The following is a 19,805-nucleotide window of genomic DNA, read 5'->3' on the forward strand; positions in this document are numbered from 1 at the left end:
CCAACATATAAAAAGACCTTTTGAGCGCCGAAGGCGCGCAGCGTCAGGAGCCGCAGGCGCGAAAAGCATGGCATTCAAGCACACTCTTCTTTTACTTCTATGTCAAAAATATCCCCATAAGTATATCTTTATACCATTATGCTTGCCTTATCCACTACAAATCAGTATAATGAACAACGTGTATTAAAGGGTCTTGAAGGGATTGCAGAGGGGGAACATATACATATGCCACGCCTGAAAAAAGTATTACTTGTTAAAGCGGTTGCGAGTGATGAGTTGTTTCCACATACACCAATTACTGCTAATTTGCTGCCGTCATTAGCGCTATCGCCCGTGACTGATGAGCTTGGATCGCAAAGTATACATCCATTGTTTGGCTCACTGCCCATTACAGAGAAAAATATTTTTTATCCACAACTCGAACGCGCTAATAAAACCCTGGCGCAAACCCGTCCTCAGCGTGCACTACCTTCAGCCGCTCAACCGGCACCCACCATCAAGAAAGTGTTTTTCGCACGCAAACCTATTGTCATCGCTGGCAATACACTTCTGCTGAGTGTGCTCAGTTATCTGCTCTTTCGGCATCAGCGCGCTTATCTCTTTCTATCCTGGTACTTGCTGCTCTTGCTCTGGTCTTACCTGACCTTTAAACCGGTGCGCCAGCTCTTTGCCCAAGGGATACAGGGACTACGTTTGCTCTGGAATCCACCAACCCAACCGGCCATCCCGGCTTCCAAAACCTATCGCGATGAGCATATGCGCCAGTTACAAGGAGATACGGGAGCTTATCTGCAAGCTTTACGCGATTTACATAAAAAATCACAATCCTGATAACCACCTATAAGGACAACTGTATTTTTCTGGACCAGTGCGACTTTTTCATGTTACACTTGTATAACAATAAAGTATCCCACTATTCTCTGAAGAATTTAGCTATTAGATAGCAAAGAACGCTCCAGGCTTCTTGTAATGCAAGAAGCTTTTTAACTCATACAACTAAGATTGGAGACATACAGGGATGGGAAATGATGCTTTTGTTCCGTCATTGGCTGCTGTTCAGCAGTATGCGGAGCAAATTCGTGATAACGTGGCACGTGTAATTATTGGTAAAGTCGATGTTATTGATCTTTTGCTGGTGGCGCTATTGAGCGATGGTCATGTGCTGCTGGAAGATGTACCAGGCATGGGTAAAACGGTGTTGGCCAAGGCGCTGGCCCGTTCGTTAGGCGCAACCTTTCAACGCGTCCAGGGTACGCCCGATCTACTTCCAACCGATATTATCGGCGTTAGCTATTACGATCAGAAGCAGAATGAGTTTGTTTTCCGCAATGGTCCATTGTTCGCCCAGATTCTCCTGGTCGATGAGATCAATCGCACGACTCCGCGCACGCAGTCGGCTCTACTGGAAGCGATGGCCGAAAGGCAGGTCACGGTTGAGCGCGAGAGTAAACAATTGCCGCGCCCCTTTCTGGTGCTGGCCACGCAGAATCCCGTTGAGCTTGAGGGCACATTCCCTCTACCAGAGGCTCAGCTCGATCGCTTCCTGTTGCGGGTGCAGATGGGCTATCCTGAAGAGCAGGAGGAGCAAGAGATACTGCATCGCTTTAAATTAAATGAGCCGTTGGAAACTTTACAGGCAGTGGTGGGGGCGGCCGAATTTGTAGCCCTGCAGCGCTCGATTCGCGAGGTGCAGTGGCAACCGGAGGTTGAACGTTATCTACTGGCTATTGTGCGCGCTACGCGTCAGCATGATGCGATCCAGTTGGGCGTGAGTCCCCGTGGTACGCTGGCCCTTTATCGCGCCAGCGAAGCTTACGCGGCTATCCAGGGACGTAACTTTGTGCAGCCAGACGATATTAAATACCTGGCACCGTTTGTGCTGGGACACCGTATTTTGACGACCAATCGCAATCGGATGCGCGGCCGACGTGGTCAGGAAATCATTACCGAGATTGTGCAGACGATCGAGGTTCCGGTTGAGGCTATCGCGTCCCCGCCAGCGACAAGGTAATTTTTCCATGAGCATTGAGGAAGAAACGCGTCTTCAACAAACTGAATCGACTAACCTGCTGCTCAAAAAACGGCGGCTCTGGTATTATGTGGCACTGGCTTTGCTGGGCCTCAGTGTGATTACCCGCCAGCCATTAATGGTGCTGGCCGCTATTTTTACGTTTCTAGTGGGCTTTGTACCAGAGATCTGGTATCGCTACGCTTTAAAACATCTGCTGGTTCGTCAGAAGGTGGACCAGCCGCATCTCTTCTTTGGGGAGCAGGTTGTCCTATCTGTCACGGTTGAGAATCGTAAATTTCTGCCGCTACCCTGGCTGCAGATGGAAAACTCGATCTCGCCGCCGCTGACGATATCTGGCACACGCACTAGTCGGCTGCAAACAATCAAGCGCGATACACTGATCAGCACCTGGCTGCTCTGGTCATATCAACGTGTGACACGTCGCTATCGCATGCGTTGCCAGGCCCGTGGCTTTCATCTCTTCGGTCCTCTGCGGCTCCACTGTAGCGATCCCTTCGGCTGGCTGGACCGTGAGGTTGTGCTACCCGCTAATGAGACGCTGCTGGTCTATCCATTGATCGCTCCTATCGAGAGCCTGGGGCTCCCCTCGGTCTTTCCGATGGGCGAGTATGTGGGGGCGCGCCAGTTGCTAGAGGATCCGCTCTGGTTCGCTGGCAATCGCGAGTATCAGATGGGGGATGATCCTCGCCGCATCGATTGGAAGGCAACGGCTCGGGTAGGTGAGTTGCGCAGCAAAATCTATGAGTCAACCACTGAGCGGCGCCTGTTGATCCTGCTCGATACCTGGACCTACTCAAACGAGGAAAAAGGGATGGATGAAGAGTTGCAGGAATACTGCATCTCTGCGGCCGCATCCCTGGCTACCTGGGGACTGGACGAAGGTTATATGGTGGGCATATTGACCAATAGCTCTATGGTGACGGCCACCCATACGTTCAGCGCCGAGGTAAATACTGATCGGGTATTCGATGAGGACGCCGCACGCAAATCTAACGCTACCACTATTTCACCACCCGGCATCAGCCTGCCTTTTGCCCGTGACTATACGCACTATGAGCAGATTTTGAGTACGATGGCCCGCCTGGTCCCTACGTTTAATACACCGATTGAGCGAATGATCGAGCTGGAAGATGAGATGTTTCAGCAGGGTACAACCATCTTACTGGTCAGTCCAGTCAACACCTTGAGCCCTAACACTATCGACTACCTGCTTGAGCGCCGCCGCCATGGTACTGCCGTCAATATTATTCTCGCTGGCGATCTGGAGGAGGGGAAAGAGCTTCCGGATACCGCGAACCTGACCACGTATAACATTGGAGGAAAGGAGCAGTGGCATGAGCTTATTCAAGCCGTCGGCGACGGACAAACCGGGGCCATCGGTACCAGCATTCATAGCCTCCAATTGGATTGAGTTTCTGGCCATTCCTATCGCGTCGGCGTTGATGGAGGCACAACCAATCTTTCTGCTTTTGCAGATGCTGTTTCTGCGCCTGGTTTTGAGCGTCAACTACCTGGATGTCGGCAGTATCGTGCTACTCCTGCTGCTGTTTCATTGGTGGGCTATCTGGGGCTATCATCGACGCGAGCGGCGTGGGCAACAACTGGACTTCCAGGTGGGGATGCATGTGACCAGGTTTGATATTTTGGGCATCGTCCTGGGACTGCTGTTGCTGGGCCTGACCCGCTATTACGCGCTCGGTGATACGCTCACTGTGGTCTTCATGATCATTTTGACTGGCTGGGCCTGGAAGCGGGGCGTTGATCGAGCCAGGGCTGGCTTTAGCGATGATCAATTGATCTTATTCTTTAAGATTGGCCTGGGCGCGATACTGGTTGTGTTAACCTTTTCTCTACTTGGGGATATCGGCTCGTCATATAGCATAAACGATGAATTGCTGCGGGATCTCCCCATCTTCTTTCTGTCTGGCTTTGTGGCGCTCTCTTTTACACGAATCGGGGCGGCACGCAAAGAACAGGCCCGGCAGTCACAGACAGGAATAAAAGAAGGGACCAATAGCTGGGTGGTAGCCCTGACCATTACATGGCTTGTCCTTATCACGCTCTGCGTGTTATTGGAAATTCTCCCCAATGAGGCACTGGTCATGCTCTTGAGCCCATTCTGGTCATTGGTCGGCTGGCTGGCTCAGTTGCTCCTGTTCGTCATCAATTGGATTATCTATGGCTTTTTCTTCGTCTTGAACTGGCTGTTTAGCGGCCTGCCGCATCTCTTAGGGACGACGATTTCGCCACCCGCTCTTCCCAAACAAAAGCCAGATCCGAAAAACATAATGCATCCCACCCTCCATCAACCAGCAGCCTCTCCCACTACAATGCTGATCTTGCGCCTCATTGTGATCGCCATCGCTGTTGTGATTCTGATCGCCATTGTGCTGTTTGTTAAAAGCAAGCAGCAAAACCGGCAGGAAAATACGCTGCTAGAAGAGGAAGAGGTACGCGAGGGACTGGATATGCAACAGATTCGGAAGGAGCGCCGCCAGGAGCGTCAGCAGCAACAATCGGCAACCAATCAACTGGAACAACTGGAGGCCGATTCGGTCCGTGTACACTATCGCACCTTTTTGCAATCGATGGCAGAAAAAGGTGGCGAGTTCGGCCGCTATCCCACTGAAACACCAGCGGAATACCAGAAGCGCCTGCTCTTGCTGGCCACCCATAAACTACCGACCAGTAACGCGGAAACCCCATCCGATCCCGCCATTCTGGACGAGTTTACCCGTGCCTATACGCGGGAACGCTATGGCCGGCAAAAACTAACTGGTGAGCAGCAAAGCTTTTTACGCCAGTGGTTGCCACATCTGCTGCAAAGATTGACAACCCATCTGCATGTAGCGCCCCGGCCTGCCCAGAAACGTCCTTATCAAGCCTCGCGTTGGGGCGAAGACTAACATTATAAAACATAAAGTGAAACGTTTTCAGCCCGCATGCGGGCTGAAAACGTTTCACTTTATGCTACGCCAGGGAACCTACGCTCCTGGTGCGCGACCGGGCAACTCTTAGAACCCCGGTTATAGACCTCGACTGAGCGTATATATTTCTCATACAGGCGCTCCAAATCACGGACCGGTGCTCCTTGCTGCTCAGCCTGTACTAATTCATACCACCTCTGTTGCATACATTGATGAGCATGTTCTAGCTCAGCTGGGCTCATAGGATATCTCTTCCTTTAGGAAGCCTTGTTGTTCTGCTTGGACTCCCTGTATTCTGCGGTTAACTGTTGAATCATTTTGCGCGCCCCCGTGTAGCTCAGCGTTGCAGTGTCGGCTGGCGCGGTCTTACCAAGGTGATCGCACAATTTACGAATACTTGAAAGCTGCTGCTCGGTGGCATTGGTGGGAACTTCATTCTCAGCTTTGCCATCACCGTTATTCTCAGCGGCTTGACGATGACCCTTCGAGCCATTGCTAGCCGGGCGTACCGAAACCAGGGCGGAATTATGCCCGCTTGAGCTGGTTCCGTTGGCGACGGCCGCCGCCTGGCGCTCTACCGGACTATCGACAATGCGATGGGCTTCTTCCCACTCATCGCCGGTGAACTGCGTGCCATACCCGAGCGCTGCCAGGGCGCGTCCAATCGCTCCCGTCTCGGCCTTTTCAATGAAATCGCCGAAGCTGGCTGCCTTCTCAGATTTGGTACCGGTGGCGACACCACCTATGCCATCTCTTACCACAGCACGAAAAACACAGAAGCCCTTGGCTTGCTTAATCACTTTTTCACTGCGCCGCCGTTCGGCATTCCATGCATAGGCCTCTTCCTCGGTCTCGCGATCCATATCCAGGTGAAGCATTTCTGTTTCGATCACCCCATGCGGGAAGGCAGAACGAAACCAGACAAGTCTCCATTGGACAGGTAAGTAGTCCTTTGAGGTTTGACCAGACCTGATTTGCATAAGATGTTCATTGGGATTGAAAACACGGGTCGTCGTCTGCTCTTCTTGGACTTGCCCGTTGGTTTGATCGTCCATTCTATGCTCCTTTTCGAAAATTTGTTCTACTATTTTAGTACACCAGATCTATATTGTCAAGTATCTTTCTGTACCACTAAGTATCAGACATCTGATTATTCTTTTTTGGTAGAGGAAAAATGGTAGTAAGCAAGTAAGGGATTTTTAAGTATGAGCCTACATAAATTTTGCGCGTGGTTGCGAATTAATGAGGGGATGAGAGTTTTTTTGTCTCCTATTTATAATGGCAATGTAAAACCAAAATTTATTGCGTCACAGTTATACTTGTAGTAGAAGCATAGGCAGGCTGTTTTTTATGTGCAGTTATGTATCGTTTATCAATGTAGCTTAAAAATTACTTGATCACATGATATGCGCCTGGGCTTCTCGTGCTGTATCTATTTGGAGTAAAACTGTATACATCGTAAGACCTCTTACAGCACACCATAGTGTTAACTCGCGGATGCATGGCAAGAAGACGTTGTGAGACAAAAGGAGACACTATAATGAGACCATCGCTATCTCGTCGCTCAAATTTTTATATCCTCCCGCCACATATGTTGACCTCAATGGCTCAACATGGCACTCCAGAACAGAGAACTATGGCCTTGCAAATGCTGGGCCACGATCACTCCATCCGTACCATGCGTATGGCTCAGGGATTGCTCAACAGCAAATATACCAGTGGCCGGTCAGTGCTCAGCACTGATAATGCTCTTCATCGTACTGTGTATGATGTCCATGGTTCAATGAACCTCCCTGGTGAACTGGTTCGCGCCGAGGGGCAGCCTCCCACTCAGGATATCTGCGCCAATGAAGCTTATGATGGCATTGGCTGGACACATGCGTTGTATCTCCAGGTCTATGGCCGCAACTCGATTGATGATGCTGGCATGCCATTAGATGCTTCAGTGCATTATAGCCATCAATACGATAATGCATTCTGGGATGGTGATCGCATGATTTTCGGCGATGGCGATGGACAGTTGTTCAATCGCTTCACCTGCTCTATTGATGTTATTGGTCATGAGTTGACCCATGGTGTAACTGAAGATGAATGCCAGCTCGCATATGTTGGTCAGTCAGGCGCACTAAACGAGTCAATTTCTGACGTCTTTGGCTCGCTGGTCAAACAATATGCCTGGCATCAGACTGCTGATCAAGCTGATTGGTTGATTGGCCAGGGACTCTTCACCCAGAGAATCAATGGTGTCGCCTTACGTTCGCTGCGTGCTCCTGGTACCGCTTATGATGATCCGCTGCTGGGCCGTGATCCACAGCCTGCCCATATGCACGACTATGTACACACCGTTGAGGATAATGGCGGCGTCCATATCAACTCAGGTATACCGAATTATACATTCTACCTGGTTGCGACACGTATAGGTGGCTATGCATGGGAGAAAGCTGGCCGCATCTGGTATGAAACCCTGCGCGATCCTCGCTTACGCCCAACAGCTACCTTCCGCATGTTCGCTCGCCTGACCCTGTCCAACGCCGAACGCCTGTATGGCGCACGTAGTTCGGAATGGTCGGCCGTTCATGATGCCTGGGAGCAGGTTGGGGTTCAGGTTCCAGCGATGGCAAAGGAGTACTAAGGTGCGGATCCAGGTACGCATTGAGGGAGGCTTCGCCCAGCTACCAGGACTAAGCACGCCCAGAACGCTGGACAGTGCTACCCTCTCAGCGCAAAATGCTAACGAGATGCGACAGCTGGTGCAGGCAGCTAACTTCTTTGAGCTACCTGCTGTACAGGATAAGCCTGCCCGAGGAGCAGATTATCGCACCTATCACATCACGGTTGAAGATAATGGCAGGAGCCATACTCTCCAGGTGAGTGATCCCATCAGAGATCCCCAACTCCAGGCTTTACTGTCATTCGTACAACGGCACATTCAATAAGCACAGGCACCTGAAACTTCATATTGGATAAAAGGACCCGGTTTTATATGCTTAATAAATGCATATAAAACTGGGTCTCTCTATTTTCACAACACCAGCTGTTTTTCCTCTGTACGCCTGTTCCCTACCTGGTAACCCTCCATTCGCCCACAAGAAAGAGGAACGAGATCACCTCACACTATGCTAGGCCCGGGAACGGGACGCGTGGCCCGAAGACTTCAAGAACATATAGTAACCTCACTCACTCAGCGTTGGAATGCAGTAGAGCATAGCTTCTTGTGGTATACTCAATTATTGAGTATGGGCTAGCTAAGAGCCAGAGGGACAATAATGAGCACAATTACAATTTATGATGAGATTCAAACTGCTTTGTCTCGTGGAGAAAAAATAGTCATTGCAACCGTGGTTAAGACAATGGGAGCGGCTCCCTGCCCAATTGGTAGTAAGGCATTGATCCACCAGGATGGCTCGATGCAGGGCAGCTTTGCTGGTCCACAGACCGATAGCAAGGTTGCGCAAGAAGCTCTCAAGATATTACGCGATGGGAATCCAGCAGCGGTCCATGTCCATCTGGATGCGGATCAGGGAGAGGCGGTTGGCAGTTGTGGTGCCACTCTGGAGGTATTTTTTGAAATTCTGCGTCCCGAACCCCGCTTAATTGTTGCTGGCGCAGGTTATGTCGCCCAGGCCTTATCTCGGCTGGTCGCAAGACTAGATTTTCGGATGATTGTGGTAGATGATCGTCGCGATCTGGCAGAGTCGCAGGCCTTTGATAACAAGGTGCAAATGACTTTTGGCGATATTCCTCAGACTATCCGTGCGCTGGAACCAGACGAGGCATCCTGGATCGTTATTGTGACCCGGGGCCATAATCTGGATAAAGATGCTTTGCGGGCTGCCCTGGACACCAGAGCTACCTACATCGGCATGATCGGTAGCCCCGGTAAGGTGAAACGCATCTTCCGCGAATTATTAGAAGAGGGTATCGAACGCGCACGCTTAGAGCAGGTGCACGCCCCGATTGGCCTGGATCTCGGTGCCGAAACGCCAGATGAGATCGCCTTGAGCATTGCCGCCGAGATTACGATGCTGCGCAAAAATGCTACTGGCATCCCTCTCAAAAATATGCACAAACTTATAGAAGACCCCGTCACAACGTAAAACGTAGGTGCGGCCCTCGCGGCCGCTTGCTTGCGCCTCCATACGGCGGAAAGGAACCAATCAACGTTTGACGCCGCGAATATAGCGCACGGTGACCGTACCCAGCACACAATAGATGATCGCCATCAGAAAGAGGATCTGATAGCCCTGCACGGTATGTCCGCTTCTGGCAAACGAGTCTATCAGCGGTCCGCCCAGTACTGGCGCGACAATCTGCGGTATCGCTAGCGAGATATTCCAGACTCCCATATCGCGGGCATAGTTTTGCCTGGATGGAAGCACATCGGCAACCAGAGCCCAGTCCACGCTCTGGTAGGCTCCATAGCCCAGACCAAAGATGGCGCCCGAGATCGTGACGATCAGCAGCGAGTGGGTAACGACAAACACCAGGCCAACGGCAGCCATAAAACCGCCTGAGAGATAGACCATGCGCTTGCGGCCATAACGATCCGATAGCCAGCCGGCGGCAAAAGCGCTGACCAGGCTGGTCAATGCCACCACAATAATAAAGTTGCTGGTCTGCTGCTCAGGATGGGCGGCCTGCACGACATCACGCATATAATATTGCAGGAAGGTCTGGATGGTATAAATGCCCATCATCATCAAGAGGCGCGTGAGCAGAACCCAGGCGAAATCAGGATTGCGACGAGGCCGAAAGTCAAATAGTCGCAAGATACCAACGGTCACGACTAGCTCAAGCACTACCTGCAAAATATCGTTGTGGATCTGAAAGCCGCCGATCCGCAGGCTATTCAGGCTTGCAATCAACCCCCAGAGCAACAATGCCACACATAGCGTACCGCCAATGGTCATCAGTCGCTCACGCGTCAACCAGGCTGGAAGCCATCTGCCCCTTTCAGTTATCATCCCTTCTTCTCTGGACGCAGTGCGTCTAGCGGGATTGGCGCGTTCGCGCACTACCAGAATTGTTATCAGCATCAATGCGACCAGCACGATAATGATAATGGCATAAATCAACCAGAGGTTTTCCTGATACTGGCTGAGTGGCTTAGAAGCATCTACAAACATACTGGCGGTCAAAACGCCACCAATGTTACCCATAATTAATAAAAATCCCATGACACCGGATGCCAGGCCACGTTGACTGACGGGCACAATATCGGGCAGCAGAGCATGGAAGGGAGCCTGAGCCATATTGCTGGAAAACTGTACCAGGATATAGGCCAGCGCCAGTGAAGGGATGTCCGGGGCCAGCGCCATCCAGATCAAGCCGACCACATTAATCAGTGTGCCAACCAGAATATAGGGACGCCTTCGTCCCCAGCTCGCCAGCCTGCCTCGCGTATGATCGCTCACCATACCCCAGAGAGGATTAGTAATTAAGGCGACAAATGCACCCGGCACCAGGATATAGGCCAGAGCCTCTCCCTGATGGAGTTGTCCTACCAGTTTAAAGACCTGGCTGGGAAGAATAATAGTGCCAATGGCTGCCCAGTGAAAGTTAAGTGCAAACCAGAAAATACTAATCGCAATAATCTGTCCCCAATGCAATTTCGCCAGGGCAGGCTCGGCCACAGGCTGAGAAGATCCTATATCTCCACCTTGATCGATCACCGTCATGCTTTTTATTAGCCCTTCTTTGCTTCTGAAACCAGCTTCATCCATTCAAGAAAAGTCTTTATTGATATCATCATAGCGCACACCAACAGTGTTGAACCAACCATAGCATGCCGGGCTTGCTATCTTACAGTGTCATTTGTACTATTGCTCTGGTTTAGCTACCAAAAAGGTCTTAATTATGGTAACCATTTGCCATAATAGTGGGACTTATCTATGAAGACAGAAAAATACTCAAAGGGTTTACATAAAGGTGGCAGCAATGGAAACACTTACGACACAGGTTGCAGCAGCACAGCAGGGAGATTTAGAGGCCTTTGGTCAGATTGTAGAGCGTTTTCGGGCCATGGCCTATGCCACTGCATATACGCTGCTCCATGACTCTCAGCTCGCTGAAGACGCGACGCAGGAGGCATTTAAGGAACTCGGCTTTTACGAAACGGGCATCAAACCGATCGATCTTCTGGCACCTATCTCCTTCGGTGGTATCTACAACATCGTGGGTGATCTCGGCCTGGGTAAACTGGTGATCGTAGAGGAATTGATGCACAATCTGGTAACATGCCAGCATGGTTACGCTGTCGCCGTTACGATGGGCGAGACCTCCTACGAAACTACTGGCCTGGGTACCAGCATTGTTGAAGGCAACTTACAGGCACAGACTGCGGTAATCTTTGAACCTCAATCTGAAAAGCCAGACGTCAGCCAACAATTAATTCAGGTTGGCCTGAATGTTGCCCGGCAATTGCGTAGCCAGGGTCATGCAGTGCTCCTCTTGATCGATGAGCCGGTGGCCAGTTATGCGCGAGCGCTGCATCTGCCGGGACTCGCCGCTGCCGTACGAGCAGATGACATTACGACGTTGGTGCTCACTCGGACCGAGGAGAGAAGTCAGGCGCCGGATGGCAAGCTTGTGATGAGCCGACTCCTGGCTGAGCAGCGGCTCTATCCGGCCGTTGATCGATTGGCGTCTACTTCCACACTACTGCAGAGTAATGCCACTGGCCAGACACATCAGGATATGGCCCGGCAGGTGCGTGCCCTGCTACAACAGGCGGAAGCCTTGCAACGACAAAGTACACATTCGGCCTGTGAACAACAACTGCTGAGCCGGGCCCGGCGCTTAAATCTCTTTCTAACCCAGCCTTTCTATGTGGCTGAAACCTTTAGCGCCATTCCCGGTGAGTACCTGAGTATAGCGGAGACGCTGAGCAGTGTTCAGGAGTTGCTCAGTGGTCGCTACGACACGCTGCCAGAGGCGGCATTTACCTTTGTCGGTGCTATCGATCAAGTGGTAGCGAAAGGCCAGGTCATGCAATAATCCACGCCATACACTAAAATGGGGCAGCATTACTTAAGGCTGAGTAATGCTGCCCCATTTTGCCATGTTGTTCCTTACACTATCCAGCATTTAGATAGCCGCCCCACGGCCCGGCGGGACCCGCATATAAGATGCAAAGTTGCTTACCCCCTTGCATGTATTCGTGAAGCATACTATCATAAGCACTGTGCGCTAAAGAAGTGTTTTTTAATTGGAGTCAACGATGAATATTCTCCCACTTGCCTATCTTTTAAGCGGGGGCTGGCTGCATATCGGCCCACCGTACATTTACATTAATATCGATCCGGTCCTCGTACATTTAGGACCATGGCTGGCGGTGCGCTGGTATGGTTTGATGTATGTGGTGGGCATCATGGTCGGTTTATGGGTGATCAAGGGATACACTACCCGCAAAGGTATTAATCAGGATATGGTCTATCGCATCCTCTGGTGGTGTATCGCAGCCGGACTTATCGGTGGACGTCTTTATTTCGTTATTCAGCAACCTGACCTGGTAAATGGTTATCTCCTACAGCCGCAACGTATCCTGGCAACCTGGGAAGGTGGCATGGCCTTCTATGGCGCGATCTTTCTAGTGATTCCAACTCTTATATGGCGTGCCAGGGTCGAACGTATCAACCCTCTGGTTCTCATTGATGCAGGTGTGTTGTTCGGAGCGGCAGGGCAGATTTTCGGTCGCATTGGTAATCTGATCAATGGCGATATTATTGGCTATCCCAGCACTCTGCCCTGGTCAACCGTTTATCAGAATCCCAATAGTTGGGCCTGTTTCAATCCAGCTACCTGTAATGTACCGGTCCAGCCAGCGGCGGGCTATGAGCTGATTATCAACCTGATTGTCCTTGGTACCATGCTCTACCTGGCACACCGGGTGCGGCGTCCAGGCATCTTAATGCTTGTCTACCTGTTCAGCTATACCATTTCACAGTTCTTGATCTTCTTTACGCGCCAGAACGACATTGTCAGCTTCCTGGGTCTCGACCTTGGTCTCAAACAGGCTCAATGGACCTCATTGGTCGTCTTTATTCTGCTGCTCCCTCTGACATACTGGGTGCTGCGTACCTCTAAGCCAGTCCCAGATGGGGAAGTTGCCGCGACCTATGGCATTCCCCAGAAACCCAAACCTGCGCTAGAAAAGAAAGTATTGACCGAAGAGTTGAGCGAAACACCAGCGATTGAGCCAGATGATGAGGCGACCCCTGCTACGGAAACAGCCAGCACAGATACGGAGACTCCAACCTTAGCAACCGATCAAACGACTCCTGCCAGTGCTGCTGCAGAGGAAGAGGGAAAGCCGGCTCCCGCCACAACAGTGGAAGAAAGCGCCCTTTCAACCAATCATGCAGAAGAAACGGCTCCGATTGTAGAACAGCCTGCCAGCGACACTGACAAGCAATCAGAAACTCCATCCACTCCAAAGGAAGACAAAACCAGGCAAAAAGCGTAAGGCATTTACATTACGCATGTCTATGCAAGTAGAGACTCGTTAGCATAATTATGTTACAACGAGTCTCTTTTTTCTTGTTAAGGATACTAAAACAGGCTTATGCCAGCTCATATCAAACTGCACGCTGCTTCCCAGTCGTGTTATAATGCGCCTGAATGTTTCCACTTTTGGTATCCCGAAATAGAATGGTTGGAGTAGGCATCTCGTTATATCGCATCTATATGCATGGAAGGCTGGCCGCTGTATTATGCTCATTACACGAATTGAGTTAGAAAATATAAAAAGTTATCGTCAGGTCTCGGTAGATTTTCGTCGTGGTACGACGGCTATCAGTGGCTCCAACGGCTCCGGGAAAACCACGCTGGTTGAGGCAATTGGCTTTGCGCTCTTTGGCTACCTACCTTATAACCACGATCAGTTTGTCCGCGAGGGCGAAAAAAGTGGCAGGGTCCTGGTCCACCTGATTGGTAGCGATGAGAGGCCATATACCGTCGAGCGACGCTGCGGCACGGGCGCGCGCTGGCTCATTTATGATGAAGAGGCCGATATGCGCCTGGAACAGCGCGCCGATGTGCTGGATAAGTTGCATGAGCTGTTCGGTATCGATCGCGAGCGCTCGTTGGAGGCGCTGTTTCGTGATGCCCTGGGCGTTCCACAGGGAACCTTTACTTCTATTTTTCTAGAGACCGCCGCCAAACGTAAACAGACCTTTGATGCGTTGCTGCAGATTGAAGATTATCAGACTGCCGCTAAATATTTACTGGGCACACAAAATTATTATAAAGATCAGAGGCAGGCACAGCAGGTGACCATTGATCGTCTGCAGTATGAGACACGCGAATTGGATGAGTGGCGCGAGTTTCTCCATGCGAAACGTCTGATTGAACAGGCCAATACCGAGAAGAATCTACAGTTTAGCGAGCAGCTAAGCCGCTATGAGAAGCGCAGAACCATCCTGGAGCAGCAGGCTGAACAGGTAAGGAACCTGGGGACACAATATGCACAGGCTGAGGCTAAGTATAACTTTGCTCATTCTATATTGCAGGAGCGCCAGCAACACCTTCAGACTGCGCGCGAGGCGCAGCGCATTGTGCAGGAAAACCAGGCTGCCTACCATAGCCATCAAGAGTCCAATACGAAGCTGCGCCAGTTACGACAGGATGCTACCAACCGCGATGCGCTGCGCCAGCAGCAGGCCAGGATGCAGAGCTTGCAGATTCAAACCAATGAGCGCATCAGCCACCAGCAAGAGTATTTACAGGAGGTGGAGCGCGCCCGGCGGCGTATTGCTGATCTGGCCCCCCAGGTGGAGCAGCAGGTTGAATTAGAGCGCCAGCGCGATGAGGCTCGTCAGCAGAGCCAGCGCTATAAAGATGTCTGTGCCGATGGTCTGCGGCGCAAAGAACGCTTGCAGGCGCTAAAGCTGGAACAGGAACAGTGTCAACGCAAGATCACGACGATCGAGCCTCTGCTTGCGGTGGCCCAGTTGCTCGATATACGTTCCGAGACCCATACCCAGTTACGCTTGCAGGTCACTGCGCGCACGCAGAAACAGCAACAACTAAAAGAAAAAACGGCCCTGCTACGGGAACGAAAGGCGGAGCGAGAACCGCTGCTAGAGCCTCTGCATAAGGCCGAGAACAGTGTCAGATTGATCGAGGAACATCGCCAGGAAGCTGAAGAGATGCCCCAGCTTGAGCAGCAGCTAAAAACATTGGACGATCAGCGCATCCGCCTGGAGGGCAATATCGAGGGCTACGCCCGCTCCAAAGCGGAATCCGCCGGCGGACAGTGTCCTTTGCTCAACGAGAGCTGCCTGAATATCCGCCAGCGTGGCATCGTCAGTCTGGAGTCCTACTTCGAGAATCTTTTGGTCGAAGAACGCGAAAAAATCGAGGCGATTATGGTCCAGCAGAGAACGCTGAATCGGCGCAAGAGCCAGATTCAGAAGTATGCGGACGCCCTGCCGCGCTTCGCTGAATATGTGGAGCGCCGTGATGAGCGTGCAGCCAACATGCAGCGGTTGGAGCGCGAACTGGACAGGTTGACGGAAGAGATCACGGTCCTCAAGCAGGAGCTGTTGAGCATCGATCAGGTTGATCAGCAGCTGCAGCAGGCTGAAAAAGAGTTAAGGGAGAGCAGGCAAGCCGATGCACAGACGCGTGGATTGGATGGCCTTAAACATCAGCTTGAGCAGTTGCAGAAGCAGGGCGAGCAACTTGAGGCCGAGGTTGCTACTTTGAGACAGGAAGCCGCGCAGTTGCAGGGCAGCTCCGCCAGGCTCACACAGCTAGAAGCAGCGCTGGCCGCCCTAAATGATCCACGCTCCGAGAGCCGGGCCAAGCAAGAGACCATCGCCAGGGAAGCTGCCTACCAGCAACAGTTACAGGAAGAACAGCGACGTTTACAAGAGGTTCAGCAACAACTGCAGGAATTGGATGAGCAGCTGGCGCGTTATGCTTCATTAGATCAGGATATCGCCTTGCAGGAGGCCCGTATCCAGCAAAACGAGGCTGGCTATCACCGCTACCTGCAACATCAAAATGAGGCCAGCACCTTGCCTGAACGCGAGCTGGCATACCAGCAACAACAAATAGTGGCAACTGAGGCTGAACAACATTTGCAACAGGTACAGCACGCTTTTCAAGAGGCGCAAGCTACTTTCCAGCAGCAAGAACTCGATCAGCTGCGTACAGATATCGAGAATATTCGCAGTGAGCAGATCCAGCTGGTAGAGCAAATGAAGACCTTGCAGGCAGAAATACTCCAGCTTGAACAGAAGATTGCGCAGGCCGAGACCTTGCTGGTAGAGTTAGAAGCCGCCCAGACCGAATATCAAACGTTGGATGATCTTCATAAGATGATGGGGCAGTTCCGCGATCTGATTAAAGATGCCGCTCCCCATGTGCTAAGGGCTATGCTGGCGGATATTTCAGCGGAAGCTAATCGTATCTTTGGCGAGGTAATGGGCGATCGCCGTGCCCAGCTCTCCTGGCGCAATGATTATGAGATTATTTTGCGCCAGCAAGGCGTTGATCGCAGCTTTGCCCAGCTCAGTGGAGGCGAGCAAATGAGCGCTGCCCTCTCTGTGCGCCTGGCTCTGCTCAAGAAGCTCTCCACACTGAATATTGCCTTCTTTGATGAGCCAACCCAGAATATGGACGAATTGCGCCGCATGAATCTGGCCGAGCAGATTCGCCGCGTGCGCGGCTTTGATCAGCTGATCGTCATCAGCCACGACGATACCTTTGAGCAAGGGCTGGATAGCCTGGTGCGCTTGAATAAAGTGAACGGCGAGACATATATGCTTGATGATGAAGATGGTACGTTGCCACAGGCAGATTTTGGGCAGGCCTGGCACCATAAGGATGGGGAAAGATCCCAGCTGCAAACAACTAATTAGTCAGGGAGGAAGTACATGCTGCACAAAGGCAAATTGCAGGCGGCGTTGAATGCCAAGAAGGGTCAGTTCTCGCTCTTCGATGGCTCATTCAATGAACAGCTGGCAATGTATCAGTATGCGCTGGAACATTTGTATGAGCGCTATGCCTCCAGTTCCCAGCTGGAACATATGCTTCCACCCGATGAGATCGGTATGCCGTCAGCAGGCGCTCGTCCGACGCTAGAGTTTGATCGCTGGCTGGTTAACGCCGTCAATCAACCCTATCATGGTCCGATTTTTCCCTTCGGACGCGATTTTGGGACCCATGAGCAGGCACGGCAATGGGCCGAGTGCATCGAGGGTATCACCACTGTCGCCGTCGATGGCAGTCAGTTGATGCCGTGGCGTGATGCTTCAATCCCGGTTGGATTGGTGCAGGTGGGCTTTTTTGTCAATCCTCATGCCCGCGGTCGCACCTATACGAAAGATGTGCGCATGGAAGTGCTGGCCCCCGAAGAGTTAATGGATGATACAAAAAACGACGCAGAGGACCCTGATAGCTATCCATACTCTGAAATGCAGGTGACGCAGCGCCGCTATCTGTTAGAGGTTGAGACCATCTGTGAGTTGATGCGCCAGCAGGCCGCTGCCCGCCGTGAGGAAGATCCTATCTATAGTCCGGTGGTTTTCTTTGATGGCTCTCTGGTTGTCTCTTTTGCCCTGACCATGCCCAATCCTTACCGCCAGCGCTATATCGATGCCGCCCTCTCTCTGCTGCGTACTTCGGAAGAGCTACGTGTACCATTGATCGGTTACATTGACACGAGCTATGCTCGTGATATGATTACGATGTTGCGCCGGCTGGATGCGACTCTTCCCAGGCCGGTATTGCGCGATACAAAAAAGATTCACGACGCCCTGCTCTGGCGCAGCCATCTACGCTGGGGAGATCGAACGCCGGCCATGCTGTGCGCACGCAATGATGTGCTGGAAAGCTACGGACCCGACCATAATAGTGTGGCTTTCTGCTATCTACAAACGACGGCGGTGCGCCCTCCTACGCGCCTGGAATTCCCACGTTGGATGCTGGATGATGGTATCCTTGAACCTGTGTTAGATGTGGTGCGAGCGGAAATTATTGCTGGCAATGGCTATCCTTATGCGATCGAAACCGCGGACGCCGTTTCGGTGATTACGATGCAGGATCGCAATGAGTTTTATGGCCAATTCCAGGCCTTCCTGGAGCGCCAGGGGGTCAAATTCACGTATTCAACCAAGTCACTGAGTAAAAATAGAAGGCGCTAGTGCGCCGTAATAGTGTATCAGATGCCTGGTACCCCGGAAGTCTGAGCGCCCATTTCGGGCGCCCGCATACGCGGCCGAGCCGTTTTTTTGTGTGGGAGCCTCGGGTGCGCACGGCGCACCCGAGGCTCCCACACACGGAAGATGTTTTGAGCTCCCGTTCGCTAGCAACTTATGCAGCATCGTTGATGCGTCTGTTGCGTCGTGCGCACCCGAGACACCAACACTCACAAGATGTTTTGAGCTCCCGTTCGCTAGCAGCTTATGCATCGTTGGTGTGGCAGTTGCGCCGTGCGCAACTGCCACACCAACGATAAAAAATCTTTTGAGCGCCGTAGGCGCGTAGCGTCAGGAGCCGAAGGCGCGAACCATCGGGTTTTCAGGCACAGCCAAAAACCTGGCATTTACACTTTTGAAGTGTTTTACCAGCGTGAGCAGAACCACTATTGTAGTAGCATACAATTTCGAGCAAACAATATGTTATACTTGCTATAACATAAATTAGCGTCCGTTCTCTAGAAGTTAGAGCGAAGAATTTGTCTTATGTCACGTTCGACAACACATACATTTACCTGTCCCTGTGGACAAGTTTTTAGCGGTCAGGCCTACGAATATGTTAATGTCGCAGATGATGCTCATTTGCGCTACGTGGTACTGGCCGGATTGATCAATGTCTCAACCTGTCCCAATTGTAGCAGAAGGGCCGCCATTTCGATGCCGTTTGTCTATTCAGATCCGGCCTACAATCTGCTGGCCTATGTTCATCCACGAGCCGATGCTCCTGAAGACGCACGCTTGCTGATCCTGGAGAAGTTGCGCGATGTCTACATGGATGCCACCAAATTGCATGAGCAACAGGATAAGGACGGGGAATCCAGCGGCAACAATGGGGGACGTGTGGTCTCTCTTTCGGCCTCAGAGGCGAAGGATATGCCTCCTCTGAAGGTTGTATTTGGCCTGGAACAATTGGGTGAACTGATAAATAGCGAGCTGAGCCAGGAAGATCGTCTGGGGCGCCTGGCCTTGAGTACGCAGAGTCGCAGCGAGGCGGAACGTGGGCAGTTCCACGATATTACACGCAAGCTGGCAACTGAAATGGGCTGCTGCATCGAGGTAGAAGATCTACCAGATGAATATACCGTCTGGCTCTATGGATCGCGCCGCCAGGTTGGTGCTTTGATGCGCGAGCTAGCGGCACGAGGATAAATAATGATTACCATTGGGATATTGACTGTTAGCGATGGGGCTGCGCGGGGAGAGCGGCAGGATCTCAGTGGGGCACGTGCTAGTGAACTGGTTGCACAATTACCTGCGGCCACCGTTCAACTACAGAGCATTGTGCCCGATGAACAGGAACAGATTGCTGCGCTCCTGCGCGCCTGGTGCGATGAGCAAAAGGTTAATTTGCTGCTGACCACAGGCGGCACGGGCATGGCTCCGCGCGATGTTACGCCAGAGGCAACCAGGGCCGTCATCGAGCGTGAAGCTCCTGGCATTGCAGAAGCGTTACGCGCCATCAGCCTGAAATATACGCCGATGGCCATGCTATCACGTGGCGTAGCCGGTATCCGTGGTCGCACCCTCATTATTAACCTTCCCGGCAGTCCCAAAGCCGTTCAAGAGTGCCTGGAATATATATTGCCAGTTCTCCCACACGCAATCAATCTGCTCATTGAGGGCCCAAAGGAACACTAACTA

At 51.8% G+C, this 19,805-nt stretch carries 16 protein-coding genes; 13 read left to right on the plus strand and 3 right to left on the minus strand.

Going from position 1 to position 19,805, the window contains the following annotated elements:
* Positions 1–225: 225 nt before the first annotated feature.
* The 4 genes from JMI88_RS21980 (at position 226) to JMI88_RS21995 (ending at position 4,938) form a co-directional block, all read left to right on the plus strand.
* On the plus strand, positions 226–831 hold the full coding sequence (locus tag JMI88_RS21980) for a hypothetical protein (protein ID WP_201364127.1): 606 nt from the start codon (positions 226–228) through the stop codon (positions 829–831).
* Between the two features lie 187 nt (positions 832–1,018).
* Positions 1,019–2,011, plus strand: coding sequence for an AAA family ATPase (locus JMI88_RS21985; RefSeq protein ID WP_201364128.1), 993 nt, complete (start codon positions 1,019–1,021; stop codon positions 2,009–2,011).
* Between the two features lie 7 nt (positions 2,012–2,018).
* Complete coding sequence (locus JMI88_RS21990; RefSeq protein ID WP_201364129.1) at positions 2,019–3,443, plus strand: DUF58 domain-containing protein; 1,425 nt, start codon at positions 2,019–2,021, stop codon at positions 3,441–3,443.
* Positions 3,367–4,938 carry a DUF4129 domain-containing protein gene (locus JMI88_RS21995; RefSeq protein WP_201364130.1) on the plus strand — a complete coding sequence of 524 codons (1,572 nt, stop codon included), beginning with the start codon at positions 3,367–3,369 and terminating at the stop codon, positions 4,936–4,938. Before JMI88_RS21990 ends, JMI88_RS21995 begins: the two co-directional genes overlap by 77 nt.
* A 59-nt stretch (positions 4,939–4,997) precedes the next feature.
* Here the strand turns inward: JMI88_RS21995 and JMI88_RS22000 are convergent, their stop codons facing one another.
* Entirely contained in the window at positions 4,998–5,201 is a 204-nt protein-coding gene (locus JMI88_RS22000; protein WP_201364131.1) for a hypothetical protein, read from the minus strand.
* Between the two features lie 15 nt (positions 5,202–5,216).
* Positions 5,217–6,014: a hypothetical protein gene (locus JMI88_RS22005; RefSeq protein WP_201364132.1), complete on the minus strand. Its 798-nt coding sequence runs from the start codon at positions 6,012–6,014 to the stop codon at positions 5,217–5,219.
* A 485-nt stretch (positions 6,015–6,499) separates the two neighbouring features.
* Here JMI88_RS22005 and JMI88_RS22010 point away from each other — a divergent pair, with 485 nt between their 5' ends.
* The 3 genes from JMI88_RS22010 to JMI88_RS22020 all read left to right on the plus strand — a co-directional run bounded on the left by JMI88_RS22010 (position 6,500) and on the right by JMI88_RS22020 (position 9,056).
* Positions 6,500–7,591: a M4 family metallopeptidase gene (locus JMI88_RS22010; protein ID WP_201364133.1), complete on the plus strand. Its 1,092-nt coding sequence runs from the start codon at positions 6,500–6,502 to the stop codon at positions 7,589–7,591.
* 1 nt (position 7,592) lies between these two features.
* The gene (locus JMI88_RS22015) at positions 7,593–7,895 is read left to right on the plus strand and encodes a protealysin inhibitor emfourin (protein WP_201364134.1); all 303 of its coding nucleotides are present in this window, start codon (positions 7,593–7,595) and stop codon (positions 7,893–7,895) included.
* A gap of 330 nt (positions 7,896–8,225) precedes the next feature.
* Complete coding sequence (locus tag JMI88_RS22020; protein WP_201364135.1) at positions 8,226–9,056, plus strand: XdhC family protein; 831 nt, start codon at positions 8,226–8,228, stop codon at positions 9,054–9,056.
* A gap of 60 nt (positions 9,057–9,116) precedes the next feature.
* On the opposite strand, the gene JMI88_RS22025 is transcribed toward JMI88_RS22020, so the two are convergent.
* Positions 9,117–10,637, minus strand: a complete 1,521-nt coding sequence (locus tag JMI88_RS22025) for an MFS transporter (protein WP_201364136.1) — start codon at positions 10,635–10,637, stop codon at positions 9,117–9,119.
* 259 nt (positions 10,638–10,896) lie between these two features.
* Here JMI88_RS22025 and JMI88_RS22030 point away from each other — a divergent pair, with 259 nt between their 5' ends.
* From JMI88_RS22030 to mog, 6 genes are all read left to right on the plus strand, one after another.
* Positions 10,897–11,955 carry a hypothetical protein gene (locus JMI88_RS22030; protein WP_201364137.1) on the plus strand — a complete coding sequence of 353 codons (1,059 nt, stop codon included), beginning with the start codon at positions 10,897–10,899 and terminating at the stop codon, positions 11,953–11,955.
* A 223-nt stretch (positions 11,956–12,178) separates the two neighbouring features.
* Entirely contained in the window at positions 12,179–13,423 is a 1,245-nt protein-coding gene (gene lgt, locus JMI88_RS22035) for a prolipoprotein diacylglyceryl transferase (protein WP_201364138.1), read from the plus strand.
* A gap of 247 nt (positions 13,424–13,670) precedes the next feature.
* Complete coding sequence (locus tag JMI88_RS22040) at positions 13,671–16,826, plus strand: AAA family ATPase (RefSeq protein WP_201364139.1); 3,156 nt, start codon at positions 13,671–13,673, stop codon at positions 16,824–16,826.
* A gap of 15 nt (positions 16,827–16,841) precedes the next feature.
* Positions 16,842–18,110, plus strand: a complete 1,269-nt coding sequence (locus tag JMI88_RS22045) for a DNA double-strand break repair nuclease NurA (protein ID WP_201364140.1) — start codon at positions 16,842–16,844, stop codon at positions 18,108–18,110.
* Positions 18,111–18,650: 540 nt separating this feature from the next.
* Entirely contained in the window at positions 18,651–19,313 is a 663-nt protein-coding gene (locus JMI88_RS22050; protein WP_201364141.1) for a CpXC domain-containing protein, read from the plus strand.
* Between the two features lie 3 nt (positions 19,314–19,316).
* On the plus strand, positions 19,317–19,802 hold the full coding sequence (gene mog, locus JMI88_RS22055) for a molybdopterin adenylyltransferase (RefSeq protein ID WP_201364142.1): 486 nt from the start codon (positions 19,317–19,319) through the stop codon (positions 19,800–19,802).
* Positions 19,803–19,805: the final 3 nt, after the last annotated feature.

The organism is Dictyobacter formicarum (assembly GCF_016587435.1).